The organism is Glutamicibacter sp. NPDC127525, assembly GCF_042672105.1.
Classification (GTDB): Bacteria; Actinomycetota; Actinomycetes; order Actinomycetales; family Micrococcaceae; genus Glutamicibacter.
Map to the genome: position 1 here is coordinate 1 of NZ_JBHXVN010000002.1, position 21,748 is coordinate 21,748.

Genomic DNA, 21,748 nt, shown 5'->3' on the forward strand with positions numbered 1-21,748 from the left:
GCATCCTCTTCGAAGACACCCCGAACCTCGCCGCCGCCTGCGCCCGCGGCGAATTCACCGAAGCCCAAACCCAAGCCATCCTCACCCCGCTCCAAGACCTCAAACCCCAGCGCCGCACCGAATTCGACCAGCTCTACGCCCAGAACCCGCACATGTTCGAATCCATGGGCACCACCCAAATCAAGGAAACAGTCCGAAAATTCGCCCTGGCCTACATCTCCGACCCCGACTCCATCAAGCAGAAAACCGTCGAAGAGCAACGCAACCTCACCCTGAAAATCGACGACCAGCACGGCCGCATCATCATCCACGGCGAATACCCCCTGCTGCAGGGCATGTGCCTCAAACGCTACCTCGACGAAGAATCGAAAACCCTGCGCAAAAAAGGCGACCCGCGCACCCGCACCCAGATCCGCGCCGACCTGCTCTTCAGCTACATGATGGTCGGCGAACCCTCCAAAATGCCCATCGCCCTGCAAGTCGCAGTAGTCATGACCGACCGGGCCCTGTTCGCCGGCGAACGCGAACCAGCCTACCTGGAAGGCTACGGCTTCATCCCCGCCCAGAGCGTACGCGAATGGATCAGCGGGCACCAGATCCCCAACAGCCTGACCTTCGACCAAATGGACGCCAAACCAACTACGGAGCTGATCGAACAGCTCGACGTGCGCACCGAACTCGCCCGCCTCTACACCGCACCCGGCGACCAGGACCTGATCGCCATGGACTCCAAAGCCCGGATCTTCCCGGAAAAGCTCAAGAAGTTCATCGCGATCCGCGACCGGCACTGCCGCACCCCGTTCTGCGACGGCATCGTGGAGGAAATAGACCACGTCAAGCAATACGCCCGCGGAGGCAAGAGCACCGTCTTCAACGGCGATGGCCGCTGCGCTAGTTGCAACAAGGCCAAGGAAGCCGCCGGCTGGTACGAATACACGACCTACGGCAACGGCCACACCATCATGATCTGCCCCGGCTCGGCGATGTCCTACAAGTCCACCGCCCCACCGGCTACGGGCTACGCGCACAAGCCGTTCCCGCAATTGAGACGCGACTCGAAATGGATACAGCAACTCAAGGAACGGCTGAAGCCCCCACCCGACCAACCGGATCCATGAGCCGCGAGGTAAACCGATCGTTTGCACCGCTCGCCGCTATTACGCAACCACGCATCACCCCGTCCCACCCCTGCTTGGCGCGCTAATCCAAACCGCCTGGCATGCATCCGCCACGCAACAGTTCGATTTTCGTGCACCGCGCAAGCTGGCACCTCGTTACCGCACTGGCTTGGCACCTCTTCTTGCCGCTCATCGTGCAGATGCTGAACCCGCGAGATGCGCCACGACCACCATGCGAAGTTTTTCACCATGAGGCTTGACTGTGACGTGAGCCACTGAAATGATTCAGTGCAACACTGTTGCGCTTCTTGCAACCATATTCCGATACCGAATCTTTCCCGCCTGCGGCATTACTTGCCCCACGGGTCCAGGAGAATTCCATGCACTCAGTATTCATAGACGAACTCGATGCCCAGACTTACGCCGAGAACGTAGCGCGTACCGGATCCACCATTATCATCCCGGCCGGAGCGACCGAACAGCACGGACCTCACATGCCACTGGGCGTAGATGCCATGCTCTCGCGTTCCATCGCAGAAGCCGTCGCGCAACGCACAGGTGCTTTGGTTGCGCCGGCGTTGAGCTACGGGTACAAATCCCAGCCCCGCTCCGGCGGCGGCAACCACCGCAAAGGCACCACCAGCCTCGGCGGCACTTCGCTTAGCTTGATGATTGAGGACGTAGTTGCATCCTTCATCTCCCAGGGCTTCGATAATGTTGTCGTCCTCAACGGGCATTTCGAGAACTACCAGTTCATCTACGAAGGATTGGACAACTCAGTAGCCAAGTGCCGAGCCGCCGGCGCGGCGTCGCGCGCCATCCTGCTGTCTTACTGGGACTTTGTCGATGAGGAAACCTTGGCCAAGGTCTTCCCCGACGGCTTCCTCGGCTGGGACATCGAGCACGGAGGCATCCTCGAAACTTCCTTGATGCTCCTGCTCCACCCGCACCTGGTAAACATGGATCGGGTTGTCGACCACCCGCCCGCTAAGCTCGCGCCCTATGACATCTTCCCGGAGGATCCGTCACGCACCCCGGACAGCGGTTGCCTCTCTTCTGCGAAGGGCGCCACGGCAGATCGCGGCCAGCTGCTATTCGAAACCGTCACAAACCAAGTTGCCGATGCACTCAAAGGCGAGCTGCTGCTGGGCAACATCAGCATCGAGGTGAAATAGCATGTCTGTGGATAGCTCGACATCCCAAGACAGGAAAAAGTCCGCGAAAGCACCCCGGACCCCTGAAGGCACTAAGAAGCAAGTTGAGGTACCACGTTTCATGGGGCGGCACATACCTCCCATGGATCGACTGCTCATTCGCGTAATCCCCCCAGTACTGATTATCGCCGTGATGATTTGGGTCCTGTCCAATCCAGAAGCCGCCTCAGCCGCGATTTCCGAAATGCGCACTTTCGTCACCGGAAAATTCACCTGGCTCTTCATCTTGTATTCAGTATTCACAGTGGTGGTGTGCATTTGGCTCTCCATGAGCCGAGTAGGCAAGATCCGTCTCGGTGGCCCGAATGCCAAACCGCAGCACAGCAAATTCGCATGGTATTCCATGCTGTTCGCTTGCGGCCAAGGCATCGGCTTGATCTTCTGGTCAGTTGCCGAACCAATTATGCTTCGCGATGAAAACCCCGTGATCCCAGCAGGGCCAAACGGTGGCGGCGAAGAAGGGGCCATTGTTTGGACCTACTTCCACTGGGGCTTGACCGCCTGGGCAATGTATTGCGCCGTTGCAGTGTGCTTGGCCTACTCGCATCACAACCTCGGCAAGACATTGACTTTTCGCGAGGCTACCGTGGATATCCTGCCCCGCTGGTCGCGACGCGGAGCCGGTGTCATCGTTGAGCTCCTGGCAATTATCGCGACCGTACTCGGCCTGGCTACCTCCTTCGGATTCGCAGCCATGCAGTTCTCCTCCGGCCTGACTTCCTTCACTGGATTAACCGCCAGCCCAATGATGTGGTTCATGGTCATTCTGATCTTCGCCGGCATCACCTCAATTTCGGCTATCGTCGGCATCAGCAAGGGTATGGCACGCATCAGCGGATTGAACTCGATCCTCAGTATCGTGCTGATCGCAGCGGTGCTGATTTTCGGCCCATCGCTGTACATCATCTCGAATCTGTCCCAGACCTTTGGCAGCTTCTTCACGAACTTTGCCAATATGAGCCTGTGGACCGATTCAGGATTGGCCACCACCACCCTGGATTCATGGCAAGACAGCTGGAATGGCTGGTGGACGGTCTTCATATGGTGCTGGGTTATTGCCTTCTCCCCATTTGTGGCCGGATTCATTGCCCGCATTTCGCGTGGCCGTACCATCCGCGAATTCGTTCTCGGCGTGACCATAATTCCTTCATTGATCGTGATGGTTTGGGTTGCAGTGATCGGCTCCGCAGCCCTCTACTACGATGACCAGACTAATCGTGGCATCAGCAGTGCAGTCGCCGAGGACACTTCCTCCGGCTTGTTCGTCATGCTTGACTCCGTGCCTGTCGTTGGCACGGTCTTGCTAGTTGTTTCCACCATCCTGGTGGCCACCTACTACGTGACATCCTTGGACTCTGGCATTTACGCACTCAGTGAATTCGTCTCCGCCCCGGGCAAATCCGGTCCAGTCTTCCGTGTAGTCCTCGTGCTGTCTGTCGCAACGGTGACCACCGTGCTGCTGACCATGGGCGGAACCGCGGTGGTCGATACGGTCCAAACTGGCACCATTATCGGCGCCTTCCCCTTCTCCTTCGTGATCATTTTGATGATCATCAATTTGATCCGGAGGCTGCTCAAACGAGACAAGGCGATCAAGCAGCTGGAAAAGGACATCAACAACCCCGACCCGAATCTGGTCTTCGTAGCCGACCCCGATGGCGGCGGAGCGATCCTCAAGGAAGACCCAGGACAGGACCCACAGAATTAAGCAGTAGAACCCGCATTGGCATGAAGGCCGCGATGCTCGCCATGATGAGCTTCGCGGCCTCCTGCATTACCTCGTGGTTTTCATATTCATGCAGGTCAATTCCGATCTTGTGCACTGCAGAAAAAGATTTCGCAACCACCCTTGACAGTGATGCAGTGCACACATAATCTAGTTGCAACGACGTTGCAGTGAGCGCAACACGTAATTCTTCTCCGGCGATTCCCATGAATCCTCGCAATCCATCTGATTGGGCCGGCCTCCCTTGACAGTTGATTTCCCACAAGGAGCCAAAACCATGACTACCGCCAACATCGCCACCAATGTTTCCGAACTGGCGCGATTGAAGACCCTGCACAACGGCACCAAGCAGCCACTGACTTTCTCGGATGCGGAGTTCGAGCGCCGCCTGACCGGCCTGCGCCAGATCATGGCCGCCAAGTCCCTGGACGCGGTCATCCTGACCAGCTACCACGGCATCAAGTACTACTCGGATTTCCTGTACACCACCTTCGGCCGCAACTACGCCCTGGTGGTCACCGCCGACAACTCGACCACCGTCACCGCGAACATCGATGCCGGCATGCCATGGCGCACCAGCTACGGCGACAACATCGTGTACACCGATTGGAAGCGCGACAACTTCTTCTACGGTCTGCAGGAAGCGCTCAAGCGCGATGGAGTGAAGGCGAGCCGGATCGGCGTGGAAGACGACTTCCTGCCGGGCCGCACCCGCCAGCAGATCGCCGACACCTTCGACGGGGCGGCCCTGGTAGATGTTTCGCAGGACGCCATGCGCCAGCGCATGATCAAGTCCGCCGAGGAAATCGAAGTCATCAAGCACGGTGCGCGCATCGGCGACCTGGGCGGCGAAGCCATCAAGGCCGCCATCCGCGAAGGTATTAGCGAATACGAAGTTGCTTTGATTGGTACCGAAGCGATGGTGCACGAGATTGCCAAGACCTTCCCGCACCGCGAAGTGCGCGATACCTGGGTCTGGTTCCAATCGGGCATCAACACCGATGGCGCCCACAACTGGGCCACCACCCGCAAGCTGGAGCGCGGGGACATCCTCTCGCTGAACTGCTTCCCGATGACCTCCGGCTACTACACCGCTCTGGAGCGCACCTTGTTCCTCGGCGAGCCGGATGCCCGCAGCCTGGAACTGTGGAACGTCAACGTCGAGGTCCACAAGCGTGGACTAGAGCTCATCAAGCCCGGAGCGGTCTGCAAGGACATCGCAGCGGAGCTGAACGAAATCTACATCTCCCACGGACTGCTCCCGAACCGCACCTTCGGCTATGGCCACTCTTTCGGCGTGCTCTCGCACTACTATGGCCGCGAAGCTGGTCTGGAACTGCGCGAGGACATCGAGACTGTTCTGGAGCCGGGCATGGTCGTTTCGATGGAGCCAATGATCACCGTCGCTGATGGCGAGCCAGGTGCCGGCGGCTACCGCGAGCACGACATTCTGGTCATCGGCGAGGACGGCGGCGTCGAGAACATCACCAAATTCGGCTTCGGCCCACAAAACAACATCATCGATGCCTAGGGACAACTGATAACCGTGGGGCGGGGCCCGAGCCCCGCCCCACGGCTGCTTTAGCCATCTGGGGCGCAGCAAGCAGGGGGCTGTGCCTAGAACCGAAGACCACCCACCGGTCTGTCGAAACACTTCATCATTCCAGCGGCATCAAAGCCAGGACTGGCCAAAGCCGTTGCCCTCCAGAGGCGGTTTCACCCCATGAACCATTCCAGCAATTCCCCACTGCAAGCTCCCACCGGAACCACGGCCGCAGCGGCCACCGGCATGTCCCAGCCCCGCACCATTGACGCGAAGACCCGCCGCAAGGTGATCGCTGCCAGCTTCATCGGCAACTTCGTGGAATGGCTCGACTACGCGGCCTACGGCTACTTCGCCGTCACCATCGCCGCCGTATTCTTCCCCAGCGATGATCCGCAGGCTGGTTTGCTGATGACCTTCGGGGTATTTGCCATCTCCTTCCTGGTCCGTCCTGTCGGAGGGTTCATTTGGGGGCATTTGGGCGACAAGATCGGGCGGCGCGAAGCCCTGTCCTGGTCGATCCTGCTGATGACCGGTGCCACCTTCTGCATCGCGCTGCTCCCCGGCTACGCGTTCATCGGTTTTGGCGCACCCCTGCTGCTCCTGGCCCTGCGCCTGGTCCAGGGCTTCTCTGCCGCCGGCGAGTATGCCGGCGCCTCCGCCTTCCTGGTCGAGTACGCCCCAGCCAACCGGCGCGGCCTGTACGCGGCAGTGGTTCCGGCCAGCACCGCCACCGGCCTGCTCTTCGGCTCTCTGATGGCTGCCGGGCTGACCGGGTTGTTGTCATCCGGGGATTTGGAGTCCTGGGGATGGCGCATACCGTTCTTGCTAGCTGCGCCCATGGGGCTGATTGGCCGCTACATCCGTACCAAGCTGGAGGACTCGCCTGCTTTCCTTGAAGCGTCCGAGTCTTCCGCCCCCGAGGGATCCCCAGTCGGGTCGTTGCTGAAGAACCACTGGCGCCAGCTGGTTCAGGCTGCGGGCGCAGTGCTGCTCAATGCCGTCGGGTTCTACGTCATCCTTTCCTACATGCCGACCTATCTCTCTGAAGAGCTCGGACTGGACGCCACCCGTTCCTACCTGGCAACGACAGTTGCACTGCTGACCTACGTCGGATTCATCTTTATCACGGGCATGCTTTCGGATCGCTTCGGACGCAAGCGCATCTTGATCAGCGCATCGATTCTGTTCATCCTGTTCACCGTTCCTGCCTTCATGGCCTTGGAATCGGGAAACTTCTTGGTCATTGTCTTGGTCCAGATCCTGCTCGGCGCGATGCTCACGCTCAACGACGGCACCCTTCCGAGCTACCTCGCGGAAATGTTCCCCACCAAGGTCCGCTATTCCGGCTTCGCAGTGTCGTTCAACCTCTCAAATGCATTGTTTGGCGGAACCGCGCCATTCGTGGCCACATTACTGATTGCCACTAGCGGCAACGTCCTTGCCCCCGGCTGGTACTTGATGGGCGCAGCAGTGATTTCGCTGGTGGCGGTGGCCTGCTCGGTCGAAACCAGCCGCAAACCATTGGTTTGAGCCGTAGGATAGTAGCAACTCAGGAGGGGAAATGACTGAAATTCGCAGCGAAACCCGAGGCGCCTCGGTGATTGTCAACGTGCTCGATGTGCTCCGTTGCTTCACCGTTGAGCGCCCGCTAGTCGGCGTCACCGAAATCGCAGATCAGGTTGGTCTCCACAAATCCAGCGTCTCGCGCATTCTGGCCACCCTTGAGCAGGAACGCGTTGTGGATAGAGACGAGGAAACCCGCAAGTACCGCTTGGGTGTCGGCCTGATTGCCATTGCCGGTCCATTGCTTGCGAACCTGGATGTGCGGCAGGTGGCTTACCCTCTTCTGGAAGATCTTCGTGAAGCGACCGGCGAGACCGCTGTACTGAATATCTGGGACGGCAACGAGTCGATTTCGGTCGAACAACTGCCTTCAACCCACCTGGTCAAGCACACTTCGGTCATGGGGTCGCGTTACCGTTCGGGACTGAGCGCTACCGTGCAGGTATTCCTCGCCAATGAGGATCCAGTACGCCGCGCGGAGCTGATCTCCAGTGGAGAGATCGATCTTGCAGGCACAGCCCCCACCGAATACCAAGCACGTCTGAATCTTGTGCGCGAGCGCGGCTACGCGGTCAACTACGGCGAGACTTCCGCCGAGGAGGTCGGAGTGGCCGCAGGCATCCTCGACCACCGCGGTGAACTTGTCGCCTGCGCCATGACTGCCGCTCCGTTCTACCGCATCGGCGCCGATGAGCTGGAGCAGCTATGCTCCAGCACCCGCACCGCAGCAAGGCGAATCAGCACCAGGCTGGGATACCAGGCGGCAAGTTAGCCATGGACCCGTTTGAAGCGCGCGATGCCCATGCCTTCGACTACGGTATGCACGAAGGGTCAGCTATGAAAGTCAGCCACCACTTCGCCGGGCATACCGGGATGCCAGTAGCCATCCAGACCTGGGTGATCGAACCAGGCGGATTCGAGGGCTTCCATCGCCACGAGGGCGATCGTGCTTCGCAGGAGTTCTACCAAGTGCGAGAGGGTCAGGCGCTGATGCGGGTCGGCGAGCGCGACTACGAGCTGGGCCCGGGCGACAGCATCTTGGCCGATGCCGGAGTGGACCACGACCTGCGCAATACCGGCGGCACTGGCCTGCGCGTGCTCACGGTTTAGGTCCCGCCACGCAAAGCCGACTTCTCAGCCTTCGGCTCGCAGCAGATTACCCAGCGCGGTCAACCAGGCGGACTGGCGTAGCTGGGAGTTTGCCCGAGGGCCTTTTGCCACCCCTGGTCCCGGTGCTGGAGTGGTGCCATGGATTACAACATCGGCTATTTCGTTGGTTCGCTCGCCACGAACTCCATCAACCGCGTCCTGTCCAAGGCCCTGATAGCCCTGGCACCTGAAAACCTCAGTTTCACGGAAATCCCGATCAGCGATCTGCCCTTGTATAGCGCCGACTACGATGCGAACTATCCGGAAGCCGGGACCGCGCTCAAATCCGCGATTGAGGCCTCGGACGGGTTGCTGTTCATCAGCCCGGAGTACAACCGCTCGATTCCTGGTGCGCTGAAGAACGCCATCGACTGGGGCTCCCGGCCCTGGGGCACCAACTCGTTCGCACGCAAGCCCACCGGCCTGCTCGGCGCTTCGGTCGGAGCCATCGGCACTGCGGTCATGCAGTCCAGCATGCGCAGCGTCCTCAGCTTCCTGGATGCCCCGCAGCTGAACTCCCCCGAGGTCTACCTGCAGTACCGTCCCGAAGACTTCGGCGAGGACGGAAGCATCAGCAACCCGGACACCGAGAAGTTCTTGGCCCACTACATGGGCGAGTACGCTGCGTTCGTTGAGCGCGTGCTCGATTCGACGGCCGCCGGCCACATCGGAGATGAAGGGATGTAGCCGCAAACCGGGTGCTAGCCGCGCGAGTATTCGGCAAGGCAGACTCCGGAGGCAAAAGACTGCATGTTCTCCAGCTTCCAGCGATTCGGGGCATACCCGATGTCCCCGAAGAGCCTGATACCCGACCCGAACATCACCGGCTGCACTTTCAGGGCCAACCTGTCGATGTCCGGCCGGAGTCTGGCGGCCAATTGCCCTCCGCCGCACAGCCAGATGCCGTCACCCGGTTGGGATTTGAGTTCCCCGATGACCTCTCGCGGATCCGCGCTGGTGAACTGCACCTCTTGGCTTCCTGGAGGTGCAGAGTGCTCGCGCGTGAAAACCATCTGCCTCAGATGCGAGTAAGGGCTGGGCAGTGCTGGCAAGCCGACAGCGTAGGTATTCCAGCCCATCAGCACCGTATCGAAAGGGCACCCCTCGATAGGCAGTCCAGCCGACTCTGCCAGCTGGGTCGGCGCGGTGCCGCGGTAGCGGTCCCAGATGGGCGCCGCATGGTCACCAGCCACCGCGAAAGCATCGAATTCACCGTTAGGACCGGCAATGTACCCGTCCAAGCTCACTGCAACGAAGTAGGTTAGTTCTCTCATTGATTCTCCCTTGGTTCGAAGACGGGATCGTTTGGGAAATTGAGCCAACCCTACAGCATGGCCTGTTGGGAACTTGGGAGAATGCGAAAAAGCCGGGAAACATCATTTCTGATGTTTCCCGGCTTGTTTCCATTTGGTGGAGGTAAGGGGATTCGAACCCCTGACCTTCTGCATGCCATGCAGACGCGCTACCAACTGCGCCATACCCCCAAATGAGGTGGTTTTCCGCGGTTTGAACAACCGCTGAACCGAGATAAAACTCTACCGGAGCACTGCCGAAAACGCCAAATCGGCCATTCGAGACGCTGGTCACACTCTGCTATTCACACGGTGCTCCCCAAGTGGAAGAATATGGGTCGGGACCTGCCGGCCCCACCCACTCCTTCGAAAGGCGCAATCCCATGACCATCGGACTGACCCCATACCTGCGTTTCGCCGGAGACGCCAAGGAAGCAATGGAGTTCTACCACCAGGTACTCGGTGGCGAGCTTTCCATGATGACCTTCCAAGAAGGCATGAATGACAACAATCCGGCCGTTGCCGACCAGATTATGCACTCCTCGCTATTCGTTGAACGCGGCCTGCACTTCATGGCCTCGGACACCCCGCCCGAAATGGACGTGCGGGGCAATGGCGTGATCGCGCTCAGCAGCGACGGGACGGCCGGAGCCGACGCGGAGACCCTGACCCGGTGGTGGGAAGGGTTGGGCGAAGGCGGCCAGATCAACATGCCATTGGAGCGGGCCCCGTGGGGCGACTCCTTCGGCGAGCTGCGCGACAAGTTCGGTGTGGTCTGGATGTTCAACATCACCGCGGTGGCAAGCTAGCCGAAGCAGCTAGTGGGTGCGCGCCTGCTCGCGGGCTTCCAAAGCTTCGCGGCCTACGAGCAGGCCCACCTTCTTCGCGCGGATCTGGGTTATCCACGCGATCAGCAGGCCCAAAGCGGCCAGTCCAGCGCCGACCACAGATGGGGCGCGGAATCCGTAACCGGCGGCAATCACCGCGGCACCCAGGGCGGCGCCCAGCGCGTTGGCAACATTCAGCGCGGAGTGGTTCAGCGAAGCAGCCAGCGACTGCGCATGCGGGGCCGAATCCATCAGCAGCGTCTGCAACGCAGGGATCAGCAGGGAACCCACCGCGCCCATCACGAAGACCATGATCATCGTCGGAACCACCCAGCTGGTCACGGCCGCGAAAATCAGCATGGTGGCGATCATGAAAACGGAAGAAAGCTTGATCGCGCCGAAGATCGACCAGTCGGCAAGCCTGCCACCGGCCAGCGAACCAACGACCATGCCTACGCCATAGAGCGCCAAAGCCAACGGCACCAGCTCAATTGGCAGTCCTGCTTCTTCGGTCAGCGTGGGCGAAATGTAGGAGTACACCGCGAAGAATCCGCCGAAGCCGACAATGCCGGTGAGCATCGCCAGCCACACCTGGGCACTCTTCAAGGCGGTCAGCTCGCGGCGGATGCTCGCCCCGGCATCGGTCTTGCGCCATGGGACGAACAAGCTAATCAGCACAGCGGTCAACACGCCGATCGCAGTGACGACCAGGAACATCGAACGCCAGCCGTATTCCTGGCCGAGCCGGGTCACCAACGGGACACCGGCAACGTTGGCCACCGAGAGCCCGAGCATCACCCAGGCAATGGCGCGTCCGCGCATCGTGGCCGGAACCAGGCTGCCGGCAAGCACACCGGCCAGTCCGAAGTAGGCCCCATGCGGCAGGCCTGCAAGGAAGCGGGTCACCAGCATGGTGTTGTAGTCCGGAGCGAAGAATGAGGAGAGGTTGGCGAGCGTGAAGAAGAGAATCAGCAGCTGCACCGCACGCTTGCGCGGGATCTTGGCAGCCAGCGCAGTGAGCACCGGGGCGCCCACCACCACGCCGATTGCGTAGGCGCTGATCATCAGGCCCATCTGCGCATAGCCCACTTCCAGATCAGCGGCACCTTCCTGGAGCAAGCCCATCATGGCAAACTCAGTGACACCGATGCCGACGCCGCCCATGGCCAAGGCAACAATTGCCAGCAGTAGTTTTCCGCCAGATACATAGGCAGTCATTCAATTTCTCAATTCATGGCAGGGTCTTGGGAAGCGGCTCCCTCGGCGCTCTTATCCATCGTAGTGACTGCATCGGGCGACAGTGGCAATCCCCGAGCGGAAAATTACGAATCCCACAGTATTTTGTGCCACTGTATTAAGTCCTATGCCTCATTCATCGCACCATCGCCTGTCGGCCTCGCGAATAATCGCGAGGTTCTTCTTTGTCATGCTCTGTCTCGCGCTGGCCGGGCTAATGGTGTTCCACCAGCAGATCCCCGATGTCCTGGGTCTCGGATTGATCGTCGATAACCTGGCCCCGTGGATGGGCCTCGGAATTCCAGTGCTCTTGCTGATGGCCTTGGTGGTGCGCGGACGCATCAGCTTCATCGGCCTGCTCGTACCGGTCGTTGTTTGGGCTGTGCTCTTCGGGCCGGCGTTCCTGCCTTCGGACCGGCGCGCACCAGAAGCTTCCCTGCTGGTTGCCACGCAAAACGTCCACGAGTCTGCGGGCGTGCAAGCCGCCCGCGAATTGGCAGCCAACGGCGCGCAGGTCATCACCCTGCAGGAAATCGGTGAAGGCCAAGAGCCGGAAATCACCGCCGAGCTCGCCCAATCCCATCCTTACAGCTACATGGTCAGCACCGTAGGCGTGTGGAGCGCCTATCCGCTGAAGAATCCAGAGCCCCTGGATCTGGGGCTGGGTTGGGACCGCGCGTTGCGGGTGGACGTGGCCAGCGAAAAAGGGGATGTCCGCCTGTACGCTGTGCATGCGGCGTCGGCCAGGCCTACCGGCCATCACGAGCGGGACATGATGCTTGCTTCCTTGGCCGGCTACCTCGCCGATGACGATTCTGCGAAGATCGTTGCCGCCGGAGACTTCAACGCCACCAGCTCCGACCGCCACTTCGCGCCGGTCGCTAACCAGCTGGAGGAAGCCCACTACAGCGACTGGGGCTTGGCCCTGACCTGGCCGCGGTCCCTGTTCCCGATGCTCGGCATCGATCATGTGATGCTGCGCGGCGTCGAATCAGCAGGCCTGGAGCGGCTGGAAATCGCCGATTCCGATCATTACGCGCTCGCTGCCACGATCGATCTGGGGAACTAGTTCGCTTCCAGCCCGGTCTGGCGCAGCGTGATGTTAATGCGTCCGCCGCCAAGGCCCAGGCCTGCAGGCGCGGTCCCGGCATGGATCTTGCTCACCCCGTGATAGGCGAAGCGTGAGGGGCCGTCGAAGACGAACAGGTCCCCCGAAGCCAGCCGGATCTCTTGCCATGGCCGGTTGCGGTTCTCGGTATTGCCCAGGCGGAATGTTGCCGAATCGCCGATGGACAGCGAAACCACTGGGGCGTTGATGCGTTCTTGCGCATCCTGGTGCATGCCCATGGCGGCCTGCTCGTCGTAGTAGTTCACGATAGCCGCATCGGGCTGGTAGTCCTGCGCGCGCTGCAGGTCACCAGTAGCTTCTGCGACCGCTTGCTTGCCCAAGCGGACCAGCCAGTCTTCCATGGGCGCCACTGATTGCCCGTCCAGGTCGTCAGCGGTCTTGGAGTAGCGGTTCGGGCTCCAATGCCATCCCAGGCACAAGCTCTGCACGCTCATCGGATGGCCGTTGACGGCTGTGCGGTGCGGCGGAACAGGCCCGCTGCCCCATTCGAAGAAGCGCCGGACGATCCACTGCTGCGCGGGCGCGTCCAGCCACCCCGGCAAGTGCCAGGCTCCTGGGCGCAAGGCTCCCCCGCTACGGGGCAGTGCACTGTCGTCGAACAGGGATTCCATGTTCCCAGCGTGCCCGTTGCAGGCAGAACTCGGCAAGTCTCCCGCGTATTCGCTCACTGAACTTTGCAGGATCAGCCAGGCCGGTGCCTCGCAACAATATTTACATTAGAGACTTTGTGTTTCGTCTTACCCTCGCGAACATTTCGAAAAGGTTAACCTTTACTCGAATTATTGCGCTTGAAACATTTGCGATACCTCCGGGAAAACCTGGGCGCCTAAGCTGGGTGCATCCACTAGTTCAAGGAGAATCCCATGTCACCCCTAGAAACTCGAGCAGAATCAAGGAAACCATGATTGGCATCGACCTCGAACTGCGCGGATGCACTGTGCTGATCGCTGGAAGTAAATCCGGGAGCAAAAATACTGCGCTGCGCTTCCGGGTGGAGGGCGCCACGGTGCTCACCGCCGACGGGCCCTTCCAGGCAATACAGTTGCTGGAACAAGCCGGCCTGCTGGTGATCTGCGATGCCGAACCGCTGCGCTTCGCCTCGGTGGTGCAGGCCGCGCGCATTCCCGTCATGCACCTTGGACCAGCGACCCGGGCCGGATCCATCACCCTGCTCGGTGGCGGCCCCGGCGCATTGGACCTGCTGACCCTGCGCGGCGTGCGGGCCCTGGCCGAAGCAGAAGTCGTCTTCGCCGACAGGCTCGGTCCCGCAGCGCACCTGCCCGCTCTCGCACCGCAAGCTCAAATCGTGGACGTCGGCAAGCTTCCCGGACACCACAAGCTCACCCAACGGGATATCGAAGCCCTGATGATCGAAGCGGCCCGCGGTGGCGCTGCCGTAGTCCGGCTCAAGGGCGGAGATCCCTTCGTCTTCGGCCGCGGCTTCGAAGAAATCGCGGCCGCTACCGCTGCGGGCATCCCGATCAGCGTCATCCCGGGACTGAGCTCGTGCATCACCGTGCCGGCAGCAGCCGGCATCCCGGTCACCGCCCGCGGGGTGAACACCATGTTCACCGTGGTATCGGCCCACGACCCACTCAGCGATGCGCAGCTTGACCATCTGGCCAAGCTGGGCGGAAGCATCGTGATCCTGATGGGCATGGGCACCATCGAGCAGACCGTCGCCGGGTTGCACCGGGTCGGCATGGACCCGCAAATGCCATGCGCCATCGTCGAATCCGGCACCACCGACATCCAGCGCACCAGCTGCACCCGGCTAGCCCGTCTCGCCGAAACAGCCCGCGGCCATTCCAACCCTGCAGTCATTGTCATAGGTGAAGTCGCTGGGCTGCCGGCCACCCTGGTGAACGCGGCAGCGCAAGAAGAGCCGGCCACGCTGGCAGCGCAATTGGAAGTGGCCTGATGAGCAGCCCCAAACCCTTGGCCGGCTTCCGGCTGGCCGTCACCAGCGACCGCCGTTCCGCAGAACTCATCGAGGCCTTCGAACGCCGCGGCGCCGAGGTGACCCATACTCCGCTGCTCCAGCTCGCCCCGCTGGACGATGAGCAGCAACTGATCGCGCAAACGCAAAAGCTGATTGAGGTCCGTCCGCAGGTAGCCGTCATTACAACCGCCTACGGACTGCGCCGCTGGGTTGATACCTCCGAGGCTGCCGGCATTGGCGACGAGCTGCTGGCAGCGCTCGGGCAGGCGCAGCTCTACGTCCGCGGGGCCAAAGCCCATGGCGCCGTCAAGGCGCTGGGCCTGGAACCGGCCGCCGTGGCCAAGGACGGGCGCAGCGCCTCCATGCTGGAACTGCTGGAGGGCAAGCTCCAGGGCGCCACCGTCGCCTTGCAGCTTCATGCCGATTCCGACCATGGAATGCCCCAGAGCCTGCGCGAGCTGGGCGCTCGCCGGGTGCTGAAGGTGGAGCCCTACCGCTGGCAGGACACCAGCAGCGATAGCGGGATTTCTGCTTTGGTGGAGGGCCTGTGCGCCGCCCACTTCGACGCGGTGACCTTCACCAGCGCGCCAAGCGTGCACGCGCTGTTCGCCGCTGCCAAGGCGCGCAATCGCTTGCCCGCACTGCTGCGCTCACTGGCCGAGCGCGTCGCAGTGGCCACCGTTGGACCGGTGACTGCTGCCCCGCTGATCGAGGCGGGCATCTGCCCGCTGGTTCCCGAGCGCCATCGCATGGGTGCGATGATCGGCCAGCTCGTGGAGCATCTAGCCTCGCTGGGCACGTTGCAGGCGCAAACAGTCCACGGCCAGGTGCAGCTGCGCGGTCGCACCCTCTCAGTCCAGGACGAAAACTGCGAATTGACTCCCGGGCAGGCCGAATTGGTGCGCGCGCTGATCGAGGCGGGCGGCAGCGTCCTCTCCCGCGACGAGCTGGGGGCCGCACTTCCGGAAGCCAGTTCCAAGCATGCCTTGGATATGACATTGAGCCGGCTGCGCAAGGCGTTGCCGCAACCGGAAATCATCGCCACGGTCATCAAACGTGGGTACAGGCTGAACGTATGATCTCCCCGATGGGCTTTTTCCCTCCGGGTTACGTAGGATCGATGTCATGGTTAATATTCAGGTTGCCGGTGAAGCCCTAGTCGATATCGTCGATGGTGTGGCGCATCCCGGCGGTTCCCCGATGAATGTTGCTGTTGGACTGGGCCGATTGGGCCACGAAGTCCTGCTCCAGACGGACATCGGCGATGACGAGCATGGTCGGCTGATCGCCGAACATGTGGCGGCCTCAGGCGTTCAGCTCGCAGCCGGATCACACACCGATGCGCAGACTTCCAGCGCCACCGTCGTGCTGGACGAGTCCGGAGATGCCAACTACGAGTTCCAGCTGAACTGCAAATTGCAGAGCATGGCTTCGACCCAAGCCACCTTGTTCCATTCAGGATCCGTTGCAGCATTCCAGGGTCCGAGTGCCGCTCGAATCCATGAGGCTTTCGAGGCTTCCCCACCGGGCCAGATCCTGAGCTTCGATCCGAACCTGCGTCCGGAGCTGGTCGAGGACCGGGCAGAATCGGTCAAGCAGATCGAGAAGCTGGCCGGGCTGGCGGATATCGTCAAGCTCAGTGACGAAGACGCCCTGTGGCTCTATCCGGGATGGGACACCAATCGCATCCTGGAGCACTTCTTGGAGCGCGGGGCATCGCTAGCGATCATCACCTTCGGCGCACGCGGAGCCGAGGCCCGGACCAGGCAAAGCGAGGTCATGGTTCCCTCGATTTCGGTGCGTACCGTAGATACGGTCGGCGCCGGTGATGCGTTCATGGCCGGGCTGCTCCACGCCATCTTGGACAGCTCGCTGGCCAAGTCCCTTCGCGATGGCACGCAGCTGGACAGCGTCGAGCTGGAGAAGGTCATGCAGATCGCTTCGGTGTGCGCGGGAATCACCGTGTCGCGCGCCGGGGCGAATCCTCCAACCCTTGACGAGCTGAATCATTTCCTCAGTTCCACGACGCGCTAGACCTTTCATTTCTGGCCGATAGTCGCTGGGATCTCCGCCTGGAATGGCGCTGATCCCAGCGACTATTTATTTCATTCGTTGTGGGTGACTAGCATTATCCGCCGGCAGCCAGCCCAGCAGCCTGGACTATCGAAGGAAACCGCTGACCAGGTTGCTAGAGTTCCTTGCAGAGCACTATGCACGATTCATTGAGGAGGCCCCATGGGCAGCAAGGTTCCAGCGGCCGATAACACCTTGCGGATCCTCAGGTTGCTGGCCAGCAGGAAGACCCCGACTCCGGCGGCAATGATCGCCACGTTGCTGGAGCTTCCTCGATCCAGTGTCTACCAGCTGCTGAACGTGATGCTGGAGCACGGATTCATCACCCACTATCCAGAGGACAAATCCTATGGTCTGGGTGTCTCCGCTTTTGAGCTTTCCAGCGCCTATACCCGCCAGGAACCGCTGGCACGGCTGGGTGCCCCGCTGATTGCCCAGCTGGTCGACAAGGTCGGGGAAAGCGCCCACCTGGCCGTGCTGCATGGTTCCGATGTTCTCTACATTGTCGAAGAACGCGCCAAGGGCCGGCCATCCTTGGTCACCGACGTGGGTGTTCGCCTGCCTTCGCACCTGACCGCATCCGGCAGGGCAATTCTCGCCGCGCTGCCCAAATCCCAGGTGCGTGCGCTCTACCCCGGTGCTGCCAGCTTCACGGAGCGAGTGGCCGAGTCATCGATCTCCAGCTACTCGCAGTTGCGCCGCGAGCTGGACCAGAGCACGCAGCGCGGCTATGCCGTAGAGCGCGGGGATGTCACCCCGGATTTCCACTCGCTCGCGGTAGAAATCCGGGATTCCAGCGATTGGCCGGTGGCCGCCGTTGCTGTCACCTTCCTGGCCGATCGTGTCCCCGAAGAGCAGTGGGAGACTCTCCTGCTGCAGATCCGCGCCACCGCTTCGGTGATTACCTCGCGGGTGCAGGGCAAGCGTCCTTCCTAGCCAGGTGCTACTGGTTCGAGAATGCCGCGTCGAAGGACGCTTCGGGGCGCTTGAACAGGAGGCTGCGGATGTAGCCCACAGCTTCCTTCGCACCGTGCAAGCGGTCCATTCCCGCGTCTTCCCATTCAATGGAGATGGGGCCCTTGTACCCGTGGAACTCCAGTGCGCGGAAGGCATCTTCCCAGTTGATGTCGCCGTGGCCGGTGGAGACGAAGTCCCAGCGCCGGCGGGGATCGCCCCATGGGAGATGGGAACCCAGGATGCCATTGCGCCCGTTGGGATGATGCATCCGGGTGTCCTTGCAATCCACGTGGTAGATGCGGTCGGCGAAGTCGGTGATGAATGCGACCGGGTCGATGCCCTGCCAGAACATATGGCTGGGATCCCAGTTCAGCCCGAACGCTTCGCGGTGGCCGATTGCTTCCATGGTGCGCACGGTAGTCCAGTGATCGTAGGCGATCTCGGATGGGTGCACCTCCAGGGCGAACTTCACTCCCTGCTCATCGAATTCGTCCATGATCGGATTCCAGCGATCCGCGAAGTCCTCGTAGCCTGCATCGATGACCTCGCCCGGAACCGGCGGGAACATGGCGACGTACTGCCAGATCTTCGAGCCGGTAAAGCCAACCACTACATCGGCACCGAGCTTGCGGGCGACGCGGGCCGAGCGCTTCATGTCCTCGGCGGCCCGCCGGCGGACGCCTTCCCCATCTCCATCGCCCCAGACATAGTCGCGCAGGATGGCCTGGTGGCGGAAGTCGATGGGATCATCGCAGACTGCTTGGCCGCCCAGGTGGTTGGAGATCGCCCAGGCTTTCAGCCCGTACTTGTCCAGGATTTCCAGCCGCGACTGGAGGTAGGCCGGATCCTCGTCGGCACGCTTGAGGTCCAGGTGGTCACCGCTGGCTGCGATTTCCAATCCGTCATAACCCCATTCGGAAGCCAGCCGGGCGACTTCTTCGAAGGGCATATCAGCCCACTGGCCGGTGAAAAGCGTCACTGGATGCGTCGCGTTCATGGTGGTTTCTCCTCTAGTCATCGGTGTCGATCCAGTCCCCGGAATCAGCCGATTCCAGAACGGCATCGGTCAAACGGCAGGCGCGGGCGCCATCGGCAAAAGTTGGAAGCCCATCGGGTGCTTCGCCACGGATCGCCGCGTAGGTGTCGGCCACGAAAGCGGCGAAAGCATCAAGGTAGCCCATCGGGTGTCCTGCGGGTACCACCGACAAGCGTGCGGCGTCGGGACTGAGATCAGCGGCCTGGCGGGACAGGATCGAGGACATGTCGGGTTTGCCGATCCACAGTTCTTCCGGCTTTTCCTGCTTGAATTCCAACGCCGACCGGTCTCCGGACATCTCGATGGTCAAGGCGTTCTTCCGGCCTGCGTTGACCTGTGACACCATCAGCGTGCCGATGGCTCCCGAAGCCATCTGCACAATCAAGGCGGCAGCATCCTCGGTATCGACGTCCACGGCGCCCCGCTGCTTATGGGCAATGGAGGTGGTCGCGTTCAGCCGAACGATCCGCTCTCCCGCAATGAATTCCAGCAGATCCACCAGATGCGAACCGATGTCCGCGAAGGCCCGCGAAGGCCCGCCTTTGGCTGGTTCTACCCGCCAGTTGCTGTCGCTGATCGTATGCATCCAGTCTTGCAGGTACTGGCCACGCACGGTCAGCAGCCGGCCAAGTTTCCCTTCCTGCACGTGGGCCCGGGCCTGCCGCACCATGGGGTGGTAGCGGTAGACGAACGGCACCGAAGCCACGGCCCGGGAACGCGATGCCAGCAAGGCCAGCTCGCCGGCTTCCCGGGCGCTGGTCGCCAGCGGCTTCTCGCAAACAACGGACAGGCCAGCTGCCAGTGCGGAGGCTGCCTGCTCGGCATGCAACGCATTGGGCGAGGTGACATGCACGGCGTCGCATTGGGCGAGCAGCGCTTCGACGCTGCCGAAACCGGGCACGCCCAGGGCGGCTGACGCTTGGCGGGTGGATTGCTCGCCGTTGGACCGCACCCCGATGAGCTGGGCGCCTGCCCGGCGGATCGCATCGGCGTGGGTCCGGGCCATGAAGCCGCCGCCGATGACGCCGACCTTCAGTTCCTGCATGGCCGGTGCAGCCTGCTGGCTGTTCAACTGGGACATGTAATTCCTTGTCTTTTCTTACTTGACCGCGCCGGAGGACAAGCCTGCGACCAGGTGCCGTTGCGCGAAGAGGAAACCGACCAGCACCGGAATCGATACCACCACCGAGGCGGCCATCATCTGGTTCCAGTACACATCGGTCTGCGAAGCGTAGGCCTGCAAGCCGATGGACAGCGTCCTGGTGTCCGAATTGGTGAGCACACTGGCGAAGAGCACTTCGCTCCAGGAAGTGATGAAACAGTAGACCGACACCGCGATGATCCCCGGGCGTGCTACCGGCAAGACCACCTTGAGCAGTGCGCCGAGCCGGCCAAGTCCATCGACCATGGCCGCCTCTTCCAGTTCCTTGGGCATGGCGGCAAAGAAGCCGGTGAGCATCCAGATGGAGAATGGCAGGGAGAACGTCATGTAGGTGACGATCAGCCCCAGGTAGGTTCCGTTCAGCTGCAGTCCCACGGCACGCTCCAGCTGGGTGAAGATCAAGAAGAGCGGCAGCAGGAACAGGATGCCGGGGAACATCTGGGTGGAGAGCACGATCAGCCGGAAGGACCGTGCCCCGCGGAAGTCGAAGCGCGAGAGCGCATAGGCGGCCAGGATCGCGATGGAAACCGAGAGGATGGTGGCGCTGATGGTCACGATCAACGAGTTGGCGAAGTACTTGCCCAGCGGCACCGTGGTCCAGATATCCAGGTACGGGGCCAGCGTGATTTCCGAGGGAATCCACTCGAAGGCGCCGCGCACATCCTTGAGGGGCTTGATGGAGGTCGTGAGCACCACGTAGAGCGGCAGCACGATGATCAGGGTGATGAAGGCTAGTCCGAAAACTCGCAGGATGCGGAAGCCGCGGGTCTCAATCATCGATGCTCTTTCCCTTCGGCATGACAAGTCGGATGTAGAACGCTGAGACGATCAGCAGGGCAATCAGCAGGACGACGCTCAAGGCGCCACCCACGCCGAAGTTCCAGTTGTTGAAGGACTGCTGGTAGATCAACGGGGAAATCAGGGTTGCTTCTTCCGGGGACACCGGGCCGAAGAGCAGGTAGGGGATGTCGAACTGGTTGAACACCCACAGTCCCAGCATCAAAAGCAGCACCACGTTGGCGTGCTTGATCATTGGCAGGGTGATCCTGGTGAACTGCTTCCACAGGCTGGCTCCATCCAGGGAAGCGGCTTCATAGACTTCGTTCGGGATGGATTGCAGGGCGGCCAGCAGCATCAGGAAAGCGAAAGGCCAGAATTGCCAGACGGCGACAACCACCATGACAAAGAAGGAATTCCCGCCCAATAGCCAGAACGGCCCTTCCTCCAGGATCCCGAGGTCTTCGACCAGGAAGCGGTTGACCATGCCATCGCGCTGGTTGAACATGAACGCCCAGGCGATGGTGGTGACGTAGCTTGGCAGTGCGTAGGGCACCAGGAACAGGGTGCGGAAGAATCCGTTGCTGCGGAATTTGGATGCCAGCAAGACCGCGGCGAAGATGCCAAGGCTCCAGGCGATTGCCACTACCAGGAAGGTGAACAGGAAGGTGCGCCCGAGGGCGTCGAAGAATTGGGAACCGATCGGACCGTTGGGGTCCAGCGCGGTGTTGAAGTTCTGCAGTCCCACGAACGGGGCCTTGACCCAGTTGGCAATGGAGAACTGGGTCAGCGAGAGGAAGGCGATCCATACGCCGAGCAGCATCGGGATGATGTGGATCAGCAGTTCCAGGAATGCTGCGGGCGCTGAGAGCGCATAGGGGAAGAACCGGTCGCGCTTGATTGAACTGCGCTTGATCGCCCTTGAAGCGTCGCGGGGCTTGAGCGGTTCGCTGATTCGAGGCGGTGTCTGGGCTGGCGCCGACATTCGGTCTCCTTTCATG

21 protein-coding genes and 1 tRNA gene are annotated in these 21,748 nt (G+C 61.3%); 14 read left to right on the top strand and 8 right to left on the bottom strand.

The window, feature by feature from the left end:
• From ACFVHU_RS05725 to ACFVHU_RS05760, 8 genes are all read left to right on the top strand, one after another.
• Positions 1-1,118 (top strand): HNH endonuclease (locus ACFVHU_RS05725; protein ID WP_388022995.1); only part of this gene is annotated, 1,118 nt, incomplete at its 5' end.
• A 380-nt stretch (positions 1,119-1,498) separates the two neighbouring features.
• Positions 1,499-2,293 (top strand): creatininase, encoded by a 795-nt coding sequence (locus tag ACFVHU_RS05730; RefSeq protein ID WP_388022998.1) that lies wholly within the window; start codon positions 1,499-1,501, stop codon positions 2,291-2,293.
• 121 nt (positions 2,294-2,414) lie between these two features.
• Positions 2,415-4,040 carry a BCCT family transporter gene (locus ACFVHU_RS05735; RefSeq protein WP_388023001.1) on the top strand — a complete coding sequence of 542 codons (1,626 nt, stop codon included), beginning with the start codon at positions 2,415-2,417 and terminating at the stop codon, positions 4,038-4,040.
• Positions 4,041-4,335: 295 nt separating this feature from the next.
• Entirely contained in the window at positions 4,336-5,589 is a 1,254-nt protein-coding gene (locus ACFVHU_RS05740; protein WP_388023003.1) for an aminopeptidase P family protein, read from the top strand.
• A gap of 258 nt (positions 5,590-5,847) precedes the next feature.
• Positions 5,848-7,134: an MFS transporter gene (locus ACFVHU_RS05745; protein ID WP_388023787.1), complete on the top strand. Its 1,287-nt coding sequence runs from the start codon at positions 5,848-5,850 to the stop codon at positions 7,132-7,134.
• A 31-nt stretch (positions 7,135-7,165) separates the two neighbouring features.
• Positions 7,166-7,939 carry an IclR family transcriptional regulator gene (locus ACFVHU_RS05750; RefSeq protein ID WP_388023006.1) on the top strand — a complete coding sequence of 258 codons (774 nt, stop codon included), beginning with the start codon at positions 7,166-7,168 and terminating at the stop codon, positions 7,937-7,939.
• A 2-nt stretch (positions 7,940-7,941) separates the two neighbouring features.
• On the top strand, positions 7,942-8,277 hold the full coding sequence (locus tag ACFVHU_RS05755) for a cupin domain-containing protein (protein ID WP_388023008.1): 336 nt from the start codon (positions 7,942-7,944) through the stop codon (positions 8,275-8,277).
• A 138-nt stretch (positions 8,278-8,415) separates the two neighbouring features.
• On the top strand, positions 8,416-9,003 hold the full coding sequence (locus ACFVHU_RS05760; RefSeq protein WP_388023011.1) for an NADPH-dependent FMN reductase: 588 nt from the start codon (positions 8,416-8,418) through the stop codon (positions 9,001-9,003).
• A 14-nt stretch (positions 9,004-9,017) separates the two neighbouring features.
• Here the strand turns inward: ACFVHU_RS05760 and ACFVHU_RS05765 are convergent, their stop codons facing one another.
• Positions 9,018-9,590: a dihydrofolate reductase family protein gene (locus ACFVHU_RS05765; RefSeq protein ID WP_388023014.1), complete on the bottom strand. Its 573-nt coding sequence runs from the start codon at positions 9,588-9,590 to the stop codon at positions 9,018-9,020.
• A 134-nt stretch (positions 9,591-9,724) separates the two neighbouring features.
• Positions 9,725-9,800, bottom strand: a tRNA-Ala gene (locus ACFVHU_RS05770).
• Positions 9,801-9,991: 191 nt separating this feature from the next.
• Here ACFVHU_RS05770 and ACFVHU_RS05775 point away from each other — a divergent pair.
• Positions 9,992-10,417 (top strand): VOC family protein, encoded by a 426-nt coding sequence (locus tag ACFVHU_RS05775; RefSeq protein WP_133833990.1) that lies wholly within the window; start codon positions 9,992-9,994, stop codon positions 10,415-10,417.
• Between the two features lie 9 nt (positions 10,418-10,426).
• Here ACFVHU_RS05775 and ACFVHU_RS05780 read toward each other — a convergent pair whose 3' ends face one another.
• A complete protein-coding gene (locus ACFVHU_RS05780; RefSeq protein WP_105656358.1) occupies positions 10,427-11,653 on the bottom strand; it encodes an MFS transporter in 1,227 nt (408 codons plus the stop codon).
• A gap of 208 nt (positions 11,654-11,861) precedes the next feature.
• Between ACFVHU_RS05780 and ACFVHU_RS05785 the strand changes: the two genes are divergently transcribed.
• The gene (locus ACFVHU_RS05785; RefSeq protein WP_388023018.1) at positions 11,862-12,740 is read left to right on the top strand and encodes an endonuclease/exonuclease/phosphatase family protein; all 879 of its coding nucleotides are present in this window, start codon (positions 11,862-11,864) and stop codon (positions 12,738-12,740) included.
• Here ACFVHU_RS05785 and ACFVHU_RS05790 read toward each other — a convergent pair.
• Complete coding sequence (locus ACFVHU_RS05790) at positions 12,737-13,411, bottom strand: alpha-ketoglutarate-dependent dioxygenase AlkB (protein WP_332487612.1); 675 nt, start codon at positions 13,409-13,411, stop codon at positions 12,737-12,739. The genes ACFVHU_RS05785 and ACFVHU_RS05790 overlap by 4 nt on opposite strands.
• 290 nt (positions 13,412-13,701) lie before the next feature.
• On the opposite strand from ACFVHU_RS05790, the gene cobA reads away from it, so the two are divergent.
• From cobA to ACFVHU_RS05810, 4 genes are all read left to right on the top strand, one after another.
• Entirely contained in the window at positions 13,702-14,721 is a 1,020-nt protein-coding gene (cobA, locus tag ACFVHU_RS05795; protein ID WP_388023022.1) for a uroporphyrinogen-III C-methyltransferase, read from the top strand.
• Positions 14,721-15,821 (top strand): uroporphyrinogen-III synthase, encoded by a 1,101-nt coding sequence (locus ACFVHU_RS05800; RefSeq protein WP_105661937.1) that lies wholly within the window; start codon positions 14,721-14,723, stop codon positions 15,819-15,821. Before cobA ends, ACFVHU_RS05800 begins: the two co-directional genes overlap by 1 nt.
• Before the next feature lie 46 nt (positions 15,822-15,867).
• On the top strand, positions 15,868-16,776 hold the full coding sequence (locus ACFVHU_RS05805) for a carbohydrate kinase (RefSeq protein WP_105656354.1): 909 nt from the start codon (positions 15,868-15,870) through the stop codon (positions 16,774-16,776).
• Between the two features lie 201 nt (positions 16,777-16,977).
• Positions 16,978-17,751, top strand: a complete 774-nt coding sequence (locus ACFVHU_RS05810) for an IclR family transcriptional regulator (RefSeq protein WP_105661938.1) — start codon at positions 16,978-16,980, stop codon at positions 17,749-17,751.
• Positions 17,752-17,758: 7 nt separating this feature from the next.
• Here the strand turns inward: ACFVHU_RS05810 and ACFVHU_RS05815 are convergent, their stop codons facing one another.
• The 4 genes from ACFVHU_RS05815 to ACFVHU_RS05830 are packed head-to-tail and all read right to left on the bottom strand — an operon-like array spanning position 17,759 to position 21,732.
• Entirely contained in the window at positions 17,759-18,769 is a 1,011-nt protein-coding gene (locus tag ACFVHU_RS05815; RefSeq protein ID WP_388023026.1) for a sugar phosphate isomerase/epimerase family protein, read from the bottom strand.
• A gap of 13 nt (positions 18,770-18,782) precedes the next feature.
• On the bottom strand, positions 18,783-19,889 hold the full coding sequence (locus ACFVHU_RS05820) for a Gfo/Idh/MocA family protein (protein ID WP_388023029.1): 1,107 nt from the start codon (positions 19,887-19,889) through the stop codon (positions 18,783-18,785).
• Positions 19,890-19,907: 18 nt separating this feature from the next.
• On the bottom strand, positions 19,908-20,747 hold the full coding sequence (locus ACFVHU_RS05825) for a carbohydrate ABC transporter permease (RefSeq protein ID WP_105656351.1): 840 nt from the start codon (positions 20,745-20,747) through the stop codon (positions 19,908-19,910).
• Complete coding sequence (locus ACFVHU_RS05830; protein ID WP_388023033.1) at positions 20,740-21,732, bottom strand: carbohydrate ABC transporter permease; 993 nt, start codon at positions 21,730-21,732, stop codon at positions 20,740-20,742. Before ACFVHU_RS05830 ends, ACFVHU_RS05825 begins: the two co-directional genes overlap by 8 nt.
• Positions 21,733-21,748: the final 16 nt, after the last annotated feature.